General features: G+C 43.0%; 12 protein-coding genes. 5 read left to right on the forward strand and 7 right to left on the reverse strand.

The genetic code is table 11. The annotated features are described in order from the left end of the window. Positions 1 to 7 precede the first annotated feature (7 nt). The 3 genes from AAFM34_RS11650 to AAFM34_RS11660 form a co-directional block, all read right to left on the reverse strand. On the reverse strand, positions 8 to 991 hold the full coding sequence (locus AAFM34_RS11650) for a MoxR family ATPase (protein ID WP_341663026.1): 984 nt from the start codon (positions 989 to 991) through the stop codon (positions 8 to 10). Positions 992 to 1,105: 114 nt separating this feature from the next. Then, positions 1,106 to 3,424: a cytochrome c3 family protein gene (locus AAFM34_RS11655; protein WP_341663028.1), complete on the reverse strand. Its 2,319-nt coding sequence runs from the start codon at positions 3,422 to 3,424 to the stop codon at positions 1,106 to 1,108. 150 nt (positions 3,425 to 3,574) lie between these two features. Beyond that, positions 3,575 to 5,122 (reverse strand): arylsulfatase, encoded by a 1,548-nt coding sequence (locus AAFM34_RS11660; protein ID WP_341663030.1) that lies wholly within the window; start codon positions 5,120 to 5,122, stop codon positions 3,575 to 3,577. Positions 5,123 to 5,465: 343 nt separating this feature from the next. Between AAFM34_RS11660 and AAFM34_RS11665 the strand changes: the two genes are divergently transcribed. The 4 genes from AAFM34_RS11665 to AAFM34_RS11680 all read left to right on the forward strand — a co-directional run bounded on the left by AAFM34_RS11665 (position 5,466) and on the right by AAFM34_RS11680 (position 10,576). After that, entirely contained in the window at positions 5,466 to 7,016 is a 1,551-nt protein-coding gene (locus AAFM34_RS11665; RefSeq protein ID WP_114786292.1) for an arylsulfatase, read from the forward strand. Between the two features lie 132 nt (positions 7,017 to 7,148). Then, a complete protein-coding gene (locus AAFM34_RS11670) occupies positions 7,149 to 8,261 on the forward strand; it encodes an outer membrane protein transport protein (RefSeq protein ID WP_341663033.1) in 1,113 nt (370 codons plus the stop codon). Between the two features lie 139 nt (positions 8,262 to 8,400). Then, a complete protein-coding gene (locus tag AAFM34_RS11675; RefSeq protein ID WP_341663035.1) occupies positions 8,401 to 9,201 on the forward strand; it encodes a transporter substrate-binding domain-containing protein in 801 nt (266 codons plus the stop codon). Between the two features lie 235 nt (positions 9,202 to 9,436). Next, positions 9,437 to 10,576 (forward strand): tetratricopeptide repeat protein, encoded by a 1,140-nt coding sequence (locus AAFM34_RS11680; RefSeq protein WP_341663036.1) that lies wholly within the window; start codon positions 9,437 to 9,439, stop codon positions 10,574 to 10,576. A gap of 179 nt (positions 10,577 to 10,755) precedes the next feature. On the opposite strand, the gene AAFM34_RS11685 is transcribed toward AAFM34_RS11680, so the two are convergent. Beyond that, complete coding sequence (locus AAFM34_RS11685; protein WP_341663037.1) at positions 10,756 to 11,304, reverse strand: hypothetical protein; 549 nt, start codon at positions 11,302 to 11,304, stop codon at positions 10,756 to 10,758. 415 nt (positions 11,305 to 11,719) lie between these two features. On the opposite strand from AAFM34_RS11685, the gene AAFM34_RS11690 reads away from it, so the two are divergent. After that, complete coding sequence (locus tag AAFM34_RS11690; protein ID WP_341663038.1) at positions 11,720 to 12,037, forward strand: hypothetical protein; 318 nt, start codon at positions 11,720 to 11,722, stop codon at positions 12,035 to 12,037. Between the two features lie 62 nt (positions 12,038 to 12,099). Here the strand turns inward: AAFM34_RS11690 and AAFM34_RS11695 are convergent, their stop codons facing one another. The 3 genes from AAFM34_RS11695 to AAFM34_RS11705 form a co-directional block, all read right to left on the reverse strand. After that, on the reverse strand, positions 12,100 to 12,531 hold the full coding sequence (locus tag AAFM34_RS11695) for a hypothetical protein (RefSeq protein WP_341663040.1): 432 nt from the start codon (positions 12,529 to 12,531) through the stop codon (positions 12,100 to 12,102). Next, positions 12,518 to 12,880, reverse strand: coding sequence for a hypothetical protein (locus AAFM34_RS11700; RefSeq protein WP_341663042.1), 363 nt, complete (start codon positions 12,878 to 12,880; stop codon positions 12,518 to 12,520). The genes AAFM34_RS11695 and AAFM34_RS11700 overlap by 14 nt, the downstream gene beginning before the upstream one ends. A 348-nt stretch (positions 12,881 to 13,228) precedes the next feature. Next, positions 13,229 to 15,133 (reverse strand): AIPR family protein (locus tag AAFM34_RS11705; RefSeq protein ID WP_341663044.1); only part of this gene is annotated, 1,905 nt, incomplete at its 5' end.

A 15,133-nucleotide genomic window follows, 5' to 3' on the forward strand; every position in this document is an offset into this window, starting at 1 on the left:
TTCCCGCCTATCCTATTTCTACGTGATCAAGCAGCTCTATCACTACCCGTTTGTGATCGACACCATCTGCAAGGGCATCATAGGACAGGGAAAAACGATGGCCAAGAACTGAGGGAGCCATAGCACGCACATCGTCTGGCGTTACGTGGTCACGCCCCTGTAACCATGCATAAGCCCTTGAGCATTTATCCAAAGCAATTGAAGCGCGCGGACTGGCTCCTATTTCCAGCCATTTTGTTAACTGAGAATCGGGGTAGCGCTCTGGCTTGCGCGTTGCCATTACTAACGCAACAATGTAGTTTTCAACCAAGTCAGAAACTGTCATTTCAGGCAACTGACGACGCGCCTCCATCACCAAGTCTGAGTCTATATGCCACGCATTTTCCGGCGTCATTGCGGTTTTAGCACCCTGCTCTTCACTGCGAACCAAGCGAATGATGTCACGCTCTGCCTCATCTTCAGGGTATTCAACCGTGACCTTCATAATGAATCTATCCATTTGCGCTTCAGGCAATGGATAGGTTCCTTCTTGTTCAACAGGGTTTTGAGTAGCGAGCACCATAAAGAGCTCAGGAAGCACATGAGTTTTATCACCGACAGTGATGGTGCCTTCTGCCATCGCTTCCAGCAGCGCCGCTTGAACCTTGGCTGGCGCACGGTTTACTTCATCGGCTAATACAATACTGTTAAAAATCGGCCCTGCTTGAAACATGAGCTGAGGTTTTCCATCTAACTCCTGATAAACTTCTGTCCCTGTCACATCAGAAGGCAATAAGTCTGGCGTGAACTGAATACGGCCAAAACTGGTGTTTAACCTTTGCGCGAGTGACTTTACAGAGCGTGTCTTGGCTGTACCTGGAAGACCTTCAAGTAACACATGTCCATTGGTGAGCAAACTGATAACCAAGGCTTGAACCACATGACTCTGTCCAATCACACTTTCTTCGGTGCGTTTTATTAACTCGTTTATGGCTTGCTGTACGTGATTCATCCTATTCCCTCAATATGCATTGTGTTTGCTGTGTACATCCTACTCACAAGCGCTATAACTATTGGTTATAAACTTAATAGCTACCCAATCGTAAATTCTTACTTAATCGCATTCTTATCCACCCGCTCTGGCGACCTTAGCCCTCAGCTGCTCAACCACTTGGGGAGGCACCTGCTTACTCAATCGATTTACACACTGCTCAAAAGCAAAGGCGATACCACCAGCTTTATAATTACGAGCCAAAACATCACACTCAGCGTAAAGATGTTGAGGATCGCCACCCACCTCATAAGCAGTGTTGAGCGCTTGGCTAGCCGCCAGAACATTGGTTTTTTCCAGCGCCAATCCATAAACGTACCAGTAATGTGGATTGCGCTTGGCGGTTTCGGCAGCCTGCTTTAAAAGCTCCATCGCCTTATTATCATTACCGAGCCTTAACCACGCTAGGCCAGCACTGTAGGGCAATGCGCTCGATTTAGGCTGAGCTTTCATTCCAGCGCTGAGCACCTCTATCGCTTTGGTTTCCTTATTTTGCGCGCGATACAAATCAGCTAAATTCGCGTAGCTATTTTCAAAATAGGGCTCAATCTCTATTGCCTTGTTATAAGCGTCAATCGCCTTATCGGTTTCTCCGAGATCGCGATAGAGATTACCAAGATTGGTTCTGCCAAAGCCCCTATCCGAGTTAAATGTCTGAATGCGCTTATAATCATCAAGCGCAGGTTGGAGCTTCTCTTTTTGAAGTGGGTTCATTTCAGAATAAGAGCGAACCAAAGCACCTGCGGCTTCCGCTCGTACAGACAAAACAGGATCACTCAATAAAGGCTCAAGTATTTGCCACCTGTCGCTGAAGGCGTAACCCGAAGACCCTGCAATGGCACCAAGACGGATCATTTCATCATCATGTTTTACCGAACGAGCCAATGAAACTAGGGTATTTTGCCCAGTATTGCCCCCCATTCGCTCAAGTGCCGACGCACGGATAATATTACTTAGAGAGGAGTCCTGAGCCGAGAATGCAAGCGCATCGGGAGCACCACGATGACCAATGGCATCAGCGTAGAAAGCAAGCGAAAAATGGCGTTGGTTACGATAGGTCGAGTTCGGATACCACTTACCGATTTGTGTATCGGCCCATTGCGCCGTTTTGTCCTCGTGACAAGATGTGCAGACATTCGGTGTGTTGATATGCTGACTAAGATCTGGACGTGGCACATGCCAACTATGGTCGCGACGAGGATCAACTTGCATATACGTCGTTTCAGGCATGTGGCAAGTGGTGCATTTTGATGCTTTTGTACCCGCCGTATGGAAAGTATGTTTTTCTGGGCTGTACTCAGATGCCGAATGGCACTGTAAGCACACCGCTTCTTCCGCTATCTTGAGCTGTGCATTATGCGGGTCATGACAGTTAGTGCAGATCACGCCTTTCTTCGCCATCTCAGATTGTAAAAATGAGCCATACACATAGACTTCATCGTATATTTGACCGTCGTGATGATAGAGCTCTGGCGTAATTAAACTCAGACGATATTTGTCAAAAAATGAGTCATTAACATGATCGCCCGTTTCATTTAGCTGTGTCCGTCGACTATGACACTGCGCACAGGTTTGTACTTGCTGAGTCATGACGATCTCTTTGGGCTGTAACGTGCTGTGACCTTCTTTTTGCACCCATTCTCTCACCGCTTTGGATAAATCACGGTCAAAACCTAGGTGTCCTATCTCTTGTTTCGATAGCTTACCAGATTGAGCCAATTCCATATGTTTACTTGCAGGTCCATGGCACGCCTCACAGCCGACATTAATCTCAGACCAAGTAGTCGAGTATGTATTTGACTGGACATCATAGTTTTTCTGTACATTGGTAGAGTGGCAATCGGCACACATGAAGTTCCAGTTTTGCCCGGAATTAGTCCAATAAAACTCATCGGTTGGAGTTGTTTCTGGGTAAAGGTGAAACCAGCGCTGTCCGCCTTCCTCTTTGCGTCTTGAGTCCCAAGCAAAAGGCAATAGTTGGACTCTTCCGTCGCCAAACTCAACCATGTATTGCTGAAGCGGTTGCCACCCAAACGTATAGCTGATTTTATAGTCGTGCCAGTTGCCATCCGCACCTTGAACATTCACCCAGTATTGGTCATTTTTACGATAGAAACGATTCTCTTTGCCTTTAAAAGTGAAAACATAATCATTGAAATCACCCAAAACAGACTGCGGATCAGCGTGTTTCATAGCCATATCGTGATGGGAGCCTTTCCATGCGGTAAATTCTTTTTGATGACAATCAACACAGGCTTGGGCACCTACAAAATCAGCCGTAAAAGACTTGTTTGATTGAGAAGTTTCTGAAAACACACTTTGCGCCCACACTAGAAAAATAACGAGCACAAACAAACGCTGTACCGTCTTGCTACCACCTGCGCCACAAGCCATCACTGCCCTTTTGGAAATTGTTATTATTTTCCGAGCTAAGATAGAAGAAGTTCCTCTTTAAATACAACTAATTGCACATAATAAGGTCGAAACTCATAGCAAGATCAAAAAAGGGACCTTAAGGGCCCCTTATAGATTCTATTGATCAATTTACTTGTTATGGCTTTCCTGTAGTTTCTCCATAACTTGATCGAGCGAGAAACTGGCCGCTTTTTGTCTTGGTGGGAATTCAGCAAACGTTTCTAGGAATTTACCCACATACGCTTGCGCAGGCACCAGCATATAAGCACGATCTAACATCCAATCATAATAGGTATTTGACGTGATATCAGCGACTTCATAGGGATCCATACGTAGATTGAAAATTTTTGGTAAACGAAGTTCTACGAATGGTTCAGCCCAGATACGCAAAGTGCCTTCAGCTCTTTGCTCCATAAAGACGATTTTCCAGTTGTTATAGCGAAGAGCGGTAAGGTCGCCGTCATCAGAGAAATAGAAGACTTCTTCACGCGGTCCTTTTCTCTCCTCACCGGTCAGATAAGGCAAGAAGTTATAGCCATCAAGGTGAACTTTATAGTTAGTGCCGCCAACTGGCTCTCCTTTTACCAATTTCTCTTTAATATCACTCTGTCCAGCAGCGGCTAAGAAAGTCGGCATCCAATCCATGTGATGCATAATTTCATTAGACACACTACCCGCTTTGATTTTACCTGGCCAACGAACCATGGCAGGCACACGGAATGCTCCTTCCCAGTTAGTGTTCTTCTCGCCACGGAACGGTGTGATACCAGCATCAGGCCAAGTATTCATGTGAGGGCCATTGTCCGTTGAGTAAAAGACTATAGTATTGTCTTTGACGCCAAGCTCGTCGACTTTCTTCAGCAACTGACCAACATGATTGTCGTGTTCTACCATGGCATCTGCATAATAGCTAATACCTGTTTTACCCAAATGCTCTTCTTTAACATGAGTACGGAAATGCATTCGAGTCGCATTCCACCATACAAAGAAAGGTTTGTTGGCTTTTACTGAACGATCCATAAAATCGAGCGCCGCATCCAGAGTCTCTTCATCGACCGTTTCCATGCGCTTACGAGTTAATGGTCCTGTGTCTTCTATCTTTCCGTCAGCATAAGACTTAATCACCCCACGTGGACCAAATTTCTTACGGAACTCAGGATCTTTCGGATAATCTACGTTTTCAGGCTCTTCTTCTGCATTGAGGTGGTAGAGATTACCAAAGAACTCATCAAACCCATGATTGGTGGGAAGGTGCTCGTCTTTATCCCCAAGATGATTTTTACCAAATTGCCCTGTCATGTAGCCCAGAGGTTTTAAAAGTTCAGCAATGGTGACGTCTTCGGCTTGTAAACCTAGATCAGCGCCTGGCAGACCGACTTTACTTAAGCCTGTTCTCAATACGGTTTGACCAGTGATAAAGGTTGCACGGCCAGCAGTACAAGATTGTTCACCATAATAATCGGTGAACATCATGCCCTCTTTAGCAATGCTATCTATATTGGGTGTTTTGTAGCCCACCAAGCCAAATGTGTAGGCACTGACGTTGGTTTGCCCGATATCGTCACCCCAAATAACCAGAATATTGGGTTTGTCTGCGGCGATACTGCTTGTCGTCACGCCAAGTAAAGCCGCGGCAAGAATCGCTAGCCGGCGTTTAACGCCATATTTCACTGTCATATAAACCTCTGTTTGTAATAGAAAATGCTTTGCGCACACAAACTTATAGTCGACAAAACAGAACAATGCGAACCTAGTAGCATAAAAAAATCTAAACTCAAACCCAGATCTTATAATCATGATGTCTAAGTGAATTAACGTGATATAAGTCTAGAACCATAAGCAATTATTTTTGAATGAAATTCATATAAAATCATTTATAAACATACAGTTAGAAAACTCCATAACCTATGGTTATATGCAGTATAAAGCGACGCTTATCCAGTACCACATTATGTTAGTCAGCAACGAAGTGTTAGCACTCAACACTCGTTTTCAACTTACTAACCAATTTGGAGTTTTTATGGCTAACCAAATGAGCAAGCTTGCTATTGGTATCGGCATACTCGCGACCTCAAGCGCAGCAGTGGCCGCAGATAAACCCAATATTCTCGCGATCTTTGGCGATGATGTGGGTTATTGGAATATCAGTGCGTACAACCAAGGCATGATGGGATACGAAACCCCGAATATCGATCGTATTGCCAATGAAGGCGCACTCTTTACTGATCACTACGGACAACAGTCTTGTACCGCGGGGCGCGCTGCCTTCATAACAGGTGAAGAGCCGTTTCGTACCGGATTGCTCACTATTGGTATGCCAGGGTCCTCACATGGAATACCGGATTGGGCCCCGACTATCGCCGATCTCCTAAAAGAACAAGGTTATATGACCGCCCAATTTGGTAAAAACCACTTAGGCGATCAAGACCAACACTTGCCTACCAATCATGGGTTTGATGAGTTCTTCGGTAACCTCTACCACCTCAATGCAGAAGAAGAGCCAGAGACTTACTACTATCCTAAAGATCCAGAATTTCGCAAAAACTATGGGCCACGCGGGGTAATTAAATCCTTTGCTGACGGCAAAATTGAAGACACTGGCCCTATGACGCGAAAGCGTATGGAACATGCTGACGAAGAGTTTCTTGAAACCTCACTCGCCTTTATGGAGAAAGCGGTCAAAGCAGACAAACCTTTCTTTATCTGGCATAACACCACACGAATGCATGTGTGGACGCGTTTACAAGAGAAGTATCGAGGCAAATCGGGAGTCAGTATCTATGCTGATGGCATGTTAGAGCATGATGACCAAGTTGGTATCTTACTCGATAAGCTCGATGAACTCGGCGTTGCTGACAATACCATTGTCATCTATTCAACCGATAACGGGGCTGAAACCGTGACTTGGCCAGACGGTGGCGCGACTCCATTCCATGGCGAGAAAGGCACCACATGGGAAGGCGGAATGCGAGTCCCTCAGTTGGTTCGTTGGCCAGGAGTGATCAAACCTGGATCCAAATATAACGATATGATGGCTCATCAAGACTGGTTGCCTACCCTACTTGCCGCTGCCGGCGTCCCTGATGTCAAAGAGAAATTGGCTAAGGGTTATAAAGCAAATGGCAAGGATTGGCGCGTTCATATTGATGGTTACAACTTCATGCCTTACTTCCAAGGCAAACAAGAGAAAGGTCCACGTGAATCTCTGATGTATTTCTCATCTAATGGTGAGCTTAATGCCGTGAGATGGAATGATTGGAAACTCAACTTTGCCACTATGGAAGGGAATATTTCTGACGCAACCCGAGCCACGCCGAACTGGCCTCAGATCATTCACTTGCGCGCCGACCCGTTTGAGAAAGCGCCGAAAGAGTCAGGGATGTATCTGAGATGGATGGCAGACAATATGTGGCTATTTGTTCCAATCCAAGATGTGGTTGGCAAATTCACCAGCACGCTTCAAGACTACCCGCTGCAACAAGGTGAAACCATGAACCCGGCTGATATGAGCTATCGCTCGCTCTCTTTGCAGCAAAAGCTTAAGCAGCTTGATGAGTTAAAAAAGCAGTAATCCAAGAATAGGTCCTAAGCGCAGGGACGCGCTACCTTAAGGCTTAACTTAAGGCCAACAATGACGCCGCTTAATCAGCGGGCGTCATCCAACACAGTCTCCATTAATGGTATAGAAATTTGCAGGTTTACCATGAAAACAATTCATAAATTCATTGCTGTAGCGCCAATGATACTCATCAGCAGTGCCCATGCTGGCGGGCTCTACCTTTACGAAACCTCAACCACAGATATTGGGTTAGCTTCTGCAGGTATGGCAGCTAGGGCCCAAGATTCATCGGTTATCGCGGCCAACCCCGCAGGCCTTGCCAATGTAGAAGGACAGTCTTTTTCCGGTAACTTTATCAACCTCTACGGCGATGCCACTCTGGATACCATAGGCGGCGGTGATGCAGGCAATACGATTCGATATGTGCCTTTAGGCTCAGCTTTCTACAGCCAGCAGCTCAACGATAAATGGACAGTCGGCGCAGGATTTTACGGTAACTACGGCTTAGGTCTGCAATATGAGCATTTATTTTCCCGTTTAGAGGTACCCAGTGCAACAACTCAAGCACTGACATTCCAGCCGTCGGCGTCATACCGAGTCAACGATCAATTATCCGTGGGGGCCTCGTTAGGTATTCACTACGGCATTTTCGACTTAGAAGCACACTCAACTAATTCAAACGCAGTCAACATCGACCAACACGACACCGATGTCCAAGTTAATGGCAAACTGGGTCTATTATACGAATTTAGTTCAGACACTCGCATTGGTTTAGCTTATACCAACGAAGCTGAATTTGAGTTTGATACCAGTGACGCACTTGCGCCCCAGCAGATCATCTTTAGTGCCTTCCACAATATCAACGATCAACTGGCTGTATTGGGTAACCTCAATTGGCAAGACTGGAGTGATTACCAAACCATAATGGGCGCAGACACCCAAGATACCTATCAAGTCGCCCTTGGCACTCAATACAAAGTTAATCAGCGTTTAACGTGGAACGCAGGCTTTGCTTACGATTCGAGCATGTATTCCGACCAATCTCATGGCGATATCACTATTCCCGCTGGTAAAGCTTATCGTATAGGATCAGGTATCGACTACCGATTAGATAATACCAATACCCTTTCTATCGCACTCGAAGCAACCTTGATTGATTCGTCAGAGTTCCAAGGACCAAATGGCAATACCATCGCGCAATTTAATGACCCAGCGCTGTACTTTCTCAGCTTAGGTTACAGTTGGAACGGTCACTAGTTGGTCCCTTGACTTAACCGCCTTATTCACCAGTAATTAACTCTAGCTGGTGAATAAGGCCGCCATTTCGCGCTATTGCCAACCACATCAATTGCATTGTCTATACTTCACTCTAGTTACGAATTAATTTGGTGCTGTCATGACAAGGATATACTTAGTTCTAATCTGTGCACTCGTTACTTTTTCTTTTAAATCCTATGCAAGTAACCATCTTCAGCAAGTTAAGATATGCTTAGCTGATGATGCTCCTTGGGTACCTTATACAATATGGGATGAAAGTCTTTCTATAGTCAAAACAACGGATATCACGGGAATTTTGCCCGACGTAATCAAAGAGATATTCAGTAAAACGCGCTACCAATACGTCATATCACCCATGCCTCGGTCAAAGGTGATGCAAAACATGCAGTCCAAAGAGTCAGAGTGCGATATCGCGTTATCAGCTAACCTCAAACAAGAAAGAATCGAAGTCACGCAATACACCCTTCCTTTGTACAAATTCGGTATTGGCTATTTCTACACGGGCAGCGATAGTGTCTGGGTGGACTTTTCTAATATCAACAAGAATGAGGCCTGCGGTATAATCGGTTATAACTACGATAGCTTTAACTATAAAAATGATATAAAACTTGTCGCCAATGTATCTAAGGCCTTGAGTCTATTAAGCAAAAATCGCTGCCAGATATTCTTAAGTGAAATTGACCCTATTTTGTATGGAATGGAGCAAGGTCTGTATCAAATTGATCAAGAGATTTACGAGTCGCAAGACAACCTGCTTTACAAAGTCATTAATGAAAAGGTGTACCACTTAATCGTGAATAAACAAAGTCAAAATGCCAAATCATTGTTAGCCGAACTCAATCAAAGGCTGGTCGAAATACATGATGATGGTACGTCCGATGCAATTAAGTCCAAGTATTTGAAAGATTTTAATAAATGATAAAAATCCATAGCGCTGAATAAGTCCTACTAAGAGCCGCATGAGCGGCTCTATCCAAGGGATTCAGAAGTTCAACTATTTACCTACTTTTCTGAGGTTAAACAAGTCTATATTATTCACCCGATATTAAACCTAGCTGATGATTTTTCTATAATCTTCATCGACTTATTAGCAAGAGTTAAATAAAAATTAGTGATATATTACGTGGAAAATTATTATTCTAAGGTTTTTAACTGTGCGTCAATTACTCTATTCATTATGTTTCCTCGTTTTGATGCTTTCGTTCTCCGCGAAGGCGCATAAGGGGATCACAACTCGTTGGGATAACGACAATCCGACACGTATTCAAACCGATTTTGACAATGTTCCGGTTCAAGAAATAAAACAAGCTGCAAATAGCGGGAATGATTCGGCGCAGCTCTATCTTGGCCAAGCTTACGAGCTCGGCAACCAAGTAGAAATTGACTACTACAAAGCCAAAAACTGGTATCAAAAAGCGGCTGAGCAAGGAAACAAGTATGCTCAAGACAAGCTTGGCTGGATGCATGAAAGCGGAAACATGCCATTTCAAAATATCGCAACGTCTGCTCGTTGGTATAGAAAAGCCGCTGATCAGGGCTATGCGCCTGCTCAAAACAGCCTAGCTTTTACTTACAAGCGAAGTGGAACTCAACTTGGCTACCAAAAAGCCATGGCTCTGTATAAGAAATCGGCCCAGCAAGGCTTTGCACCTGCACAACGCAATATTGGTCTTTTGTACGCAAACGGCCAAGGAGTCGAACTCGATTATACCAAAGCCAAACATTGGTATTTGCTTGCCGCAAACAATGGCGATGGCGCAGCCGCTAATTTTTTAGGCTTGATGTATCAAGATGGCCTTGGTGTAAAGAAAAATAAAAAAGCCGCGAAAGAGTGGTTTCAAAAAGCAGCAGAAAGCAAAAATTACCAAGGCATGCAAAACTACCTTGCGCTTAGTAAGCTGACATATCAACAAGCTGACACATTAGCAAAAGCAGGCGATCCGACTGCCCAACTCCAGTTATGTCATATGTACTTTAACGGCGATGAAATAGACGTAAGTTATAAAAAGGCCATTCACTGGTGTACTCAATCTGCCATCGGTGGCCACATTAACGCACAACAAGATCTAGCGAGAATGTTTTTTGGTGGATTAATTGTTAAGCAAAGCTACGAAAGCGCCTATGTATGGGCAAAAATCGCATCAACCAACAACAGAGATATGGACTCACTTCTCAATACGCTCAAACAAGAACTTTCTAAAGAAAAAACCGCCCAAGCAGAGAAAACCTATCGCGACTGCCTAAATAACAAACTAAGTAAAACTAATTGCCCTATTCCGACACTGATAGAGTGAGTTAGTACCACGCTTTTTGCTAAACTAGTGCAACTAAGTTACTGAATTAGAACAAAGACAACCATAGGAAATCGTTACATAAACCCTATCGTTTTAACCAAAGCAGCGGCAAGTTTTACACCTGTTCTTGCCGCCCACTTGATAACTATCAGTGACTACGTTAGGTTTTGCGCTATCGACTAGTAAAGGACTCGTTGAGCGGTAAAGGTCACCTCTTCCAACTGTGCAATCCCGTTTCGTGCACACATCATTTTTCCTGCTATAAAATCATTGGAAATATAGGTTAGTTGATACTTCACATCTGAATACCTTGTCGCCACGACCTCGTTACTTTGCAAGTTCATGCTAGCTGCACAAGCTCGATATCTTCCATCGCGAAGAAGGGCAATTTCACCATAACCGCTAACCTCAACCTTTGTATTTCTCAATGTATCTCCATTTACAGAAATATTCATATTGTACAATTTTCGACTGGAGTTAAATCTCTGAAATTCGTCAGCACTGATCAATCCATGTCCGAGACCTATTAACTGCGAGTATTTAAGTTGCCCGCTTGAATCAACAAAAACCAACTCATCGATGCCGTCACCATTTAAATCAGCCATGGTAAAACTTTTGATGTCTTCGTTGGGTAAGAGCGCACGGGGTTCACTCACTATATAATCGGCCGCTAGAGCTGACGTTGAAAACAAAAAAGAAAGGGACAAGGTAGATAGTATTTTGTTCATAGTTAGATACTTTTAATTTTTTATTAGATAAATACAAATCAGTTGCATATTCGTATTGCATCATAAACTAATTGATAACCCCAATGAACGCACGCACGTTAATTAATTACATGAAAATGTGACACTTTGCGCATAAACTATTATTTAGTGCAAGCTACCATGGTTTCAGGCAAAGTTTACAGAGCAACGAGTTTACAATCAGCGCATAACATAAATCATGCGGCCTATGTTATGCAGCGAGTAAACGCAACTCTGAACAGGGCTGTATTTGAAATGATCGAAACTTCATTGACTTGCTAAGCTTACTATTTGGTATTGCTGTTTATGTCCTAAAAATACCCTCATTTTATACAATCGTGCTTCCTCCAAAATACACACAATACGGATTCGATTATCAATCTTTAGGTGTAAACCAATGAACATGTCAAAAAGTCAAGAAGAGCTTATCAATGCAATCATGGAGGACGACACAGTAAGTTTCTCCGAATTCCAGCTGGCGAGAGAGGAAGCGGATGCTAGGTTCGAAGTATTAACCGAAGAGTTTGGCACTAACAATGATATATCTGCATTTCAAAAGTCAGCAGATGTGACAGTTCAACTCATGCAAAACGCAGTCATTGATGTAAAAAAAGCCAAGCTTAGCGATCTTGGTGAAGCCATTGCCAAAGATGCTATTAAAGCTCAAATTAACTATATTCAACTCGCCACAAAGTTGTTTTTAGATAAACTATAGGTGGTAACTTTCATAAGCACAGAAGAGAGTCGCACTGGCGACTCTCTTCTTTACACAACACATTAGAAGTGCAAGTCTCTACCTACTTTTCTGAGGTTAAACAAGTCTACATTATTTGAGAGTTTCTTCAGTTGCTCTGCATCAACCCCATCTATAAATTTTGAGTCTGGCTTGGCGAATGCTCCCAGCCCCGAAAAGAACTTAATTAACGTTTTATTTTCACTTTGAGTCAAAGACTGCATCAAAGCATCCGATTCTCGCTTTGAACAGTCATACAGCTTCTCTTGATAGAGGTAAAATGTTACTCCCTTTTTCTTCTCCATATCCAAAGACTGGAACCAAGAATTATCAGGAAAACTTACCGTGCTTTCTTTTGTCATGGCCACACACTTATCTGTTTTCTCAACCCAAGCGGTGATTGACTGTTCCGTATCTGCTTGAGCAGCACATCCAGTGAATAAAGCGATAGACGCCACAAGTTTATATAGCTGCATTACTGACGCACTCCCAAAACTTTTTTTCTTTTCCCGCTGTTTCCCATGACATTTGGCTAGCTACAAAATGTATTCGACTTTTTACGATAGAGGGAACAGAGCCCATGAGTTTGCCAAACATTTCCCAATCATGCTCTCTGATAGTCAACATCATAGAATAAGGAGTCTTAGTCATACTAGGAGTACCAAAAATATAATAAAATGGTGTGGCAGATAAGGCACTTGCCAGCATATTTCCAGAAGACATTATCTCTTTCACTTCTGTGACTGCTCGCTTACTTTTCTGGTTCAATTTCAAATCACTAATTTTACAATAACCCAGCCCAGCCATTTTATTCTCTCTTTTCATTTATAAATTTTGATTCTACATCAATCACTTAAAAAGTAATCATTTTGGTTAAAAATCATATTAATTTTATAACATCACTCCCATTTTCCACACACGTTATAGTATGTAACAAACATAGAGATACACCATGGATAATGTAGAAGTCTAATATTAGAGTGTTTACGAAGGAATATTGAGTGCTTCTAAAAAGTAGACAATACCAATACAGATATAGAATATGACATTGTCTCAACTGGCGATTCATTATTATGGGCGCTTGGGCTATGTCTTAGATTGCTAGCCAAAATTAGCTGACACCGAATTTTTAACGCTCTCGCGAAATGAGCTCTACCAAAGAGCTTAGCGTTATTACACACCTTCATACTTAGCTCTATCTAAAAGTTTCAAAAGAATAATACTCTGCTTTTCACTTGGAATCTTTCTTGGTAATTTGGTCGCAATACCAATAATCTCTATTTCAGTTGGAGAAAAGAGACTTCTAGCTAAAGAATTCTGTAACAAGGCATTCCATCGACTACCGGAGATGCCTAGTACCTGTTTCTGTGCCTCAATTCCATCATCTACTTTCTGAGCTTTACGGCCTTGTGTTTTTTCACTCTGTATATCCGCCTCAGAGATTAAAGTTTCTTTAAAGCTTTTAGGTAGTAGTTCATCAAGCCTATTTGACTGCGCTTTAAGTTGGTGCCAGCATCCTTCCTTTTTACACCACTCTGTAACGTTAGATATTCCCTGCTGAGGCTGGGTAATATAGTCATGTACGAGCTCTGCGGTAATCTCTAATGCTCGCTCTAGGTCACTTGATACAAACTGTAGATTCCAAATGCGTATGAAGTCTATTGACTTGTTGTTCTCATAAACATAATAACCTAGTAGTGCTAGAGTATAAGCTACTACGTTTGCTCGATACCCTCCGTTATACCATGGCTGATCGGAAACCAGCTTCTCTGTTTTTCTAAATAGGATGGCACGTGCAATAGCTCTCTTGTAGTAAAACTCACTAAACACTCCAGATGATTTTTTCCATTCAGAACCTATACGCTTCGCAAACTGTGCGAAGTTTTTCTGTGCACCAAGGTTAACGAACCTTGGGTTATCATCCCAAACGTTCTCAAACTTAGCGAGGTCGGTTTTAGTGAACATCTGTGGCTTGGGATTTTCTGCCTGGAATTTTTTCTTTTCACCTTGAGTAAGCTTACTTTGCGCGTCAGCATATTGACCACGAGCACGCTCATAAAACCATTTTGTCTCTCGTAGAGCCCCCTGTTGAGCTGGAGCCCATATACGCCTTGAGAATTCTTCCATACGAATATGAAACGGATGGTTTGAAAAGAAATCAGCAGCATTTACTCTGTTCTGAGTGTTAGCGTATTCAGAAATTCGCGGCACGACCGTTTCACTTTGCTCGCTATCAATAACTGATAGTTTCATCTGAACAAATATCCCTTCCAAGGAGGCTTTATCTTTACGACTTGTATGAAACAGAGATGCTGTAGTTTGACCACCGTTCACTATTTGTAGATCTTTCATGCGAACCACTTCAAGCCCGGCATCTCCTTGCCTGACTTCTACTTCCTGAGCAGTGGCAGTAATACCATTGTTATAGGCAAAGAACATTTGCGGTTCATTGATAATGGTACTTCTGATACCCTTATTAACATTGCCTCGGGCCTGCAAAAAACATCGAACGTTTTGTTCTAATAAGCGAGCACCATATTTTTCATACATTGATGACAAAATAGTTGCTGGAATTACTATCAAATAAGACTTGTAAGTATCTGATCCTAAATGTGCAGGCAAACACGAAATCCCAGCTCCATAAGCTTCAGGAAAATTGATATCAAGAATTTCTTTATGGCCTCGGGAGCTTTGTTGGCGCTGTAACCTCGAAACATCCCAAATATGAAAAGAAGCTGGAACTCCAGAAATTTCGCCATCTTCAATAGCGCTAACTCGGCCACTCAAAGCACGCTCAGAAAAGAGATAAAAATTCACCTTTCGAATTGTACGTCCTCGATCGTAAATTTGCCTTGATAGCCCATACTCCGGGGCTGTCTCTTCGAGATCTTTGAATAATTCCTTGCTTTTACTTGCTTCAAAAAACTTCGCAACTCGCTTAAAAGCACTATCTACGTCAGTCCCCGTAAGAGAAGCTAACTCTTCTCTACAATCGAAATCAGCAATGAAAAGATCTAGAGCCCTGATCCGCCCCAGCAGTTTTGGACACCGAGTTAAGTGAGTACAATCACTAACGAG

This window comes from Vibrio sp., from assembly GCF_038138445.1.
Classification (GTDB): domain Bacteria; phylum Pseudomonadota; class Gammaproteobacteria; order Enterobacterales; family Vibrionaceae; genus Vibrio.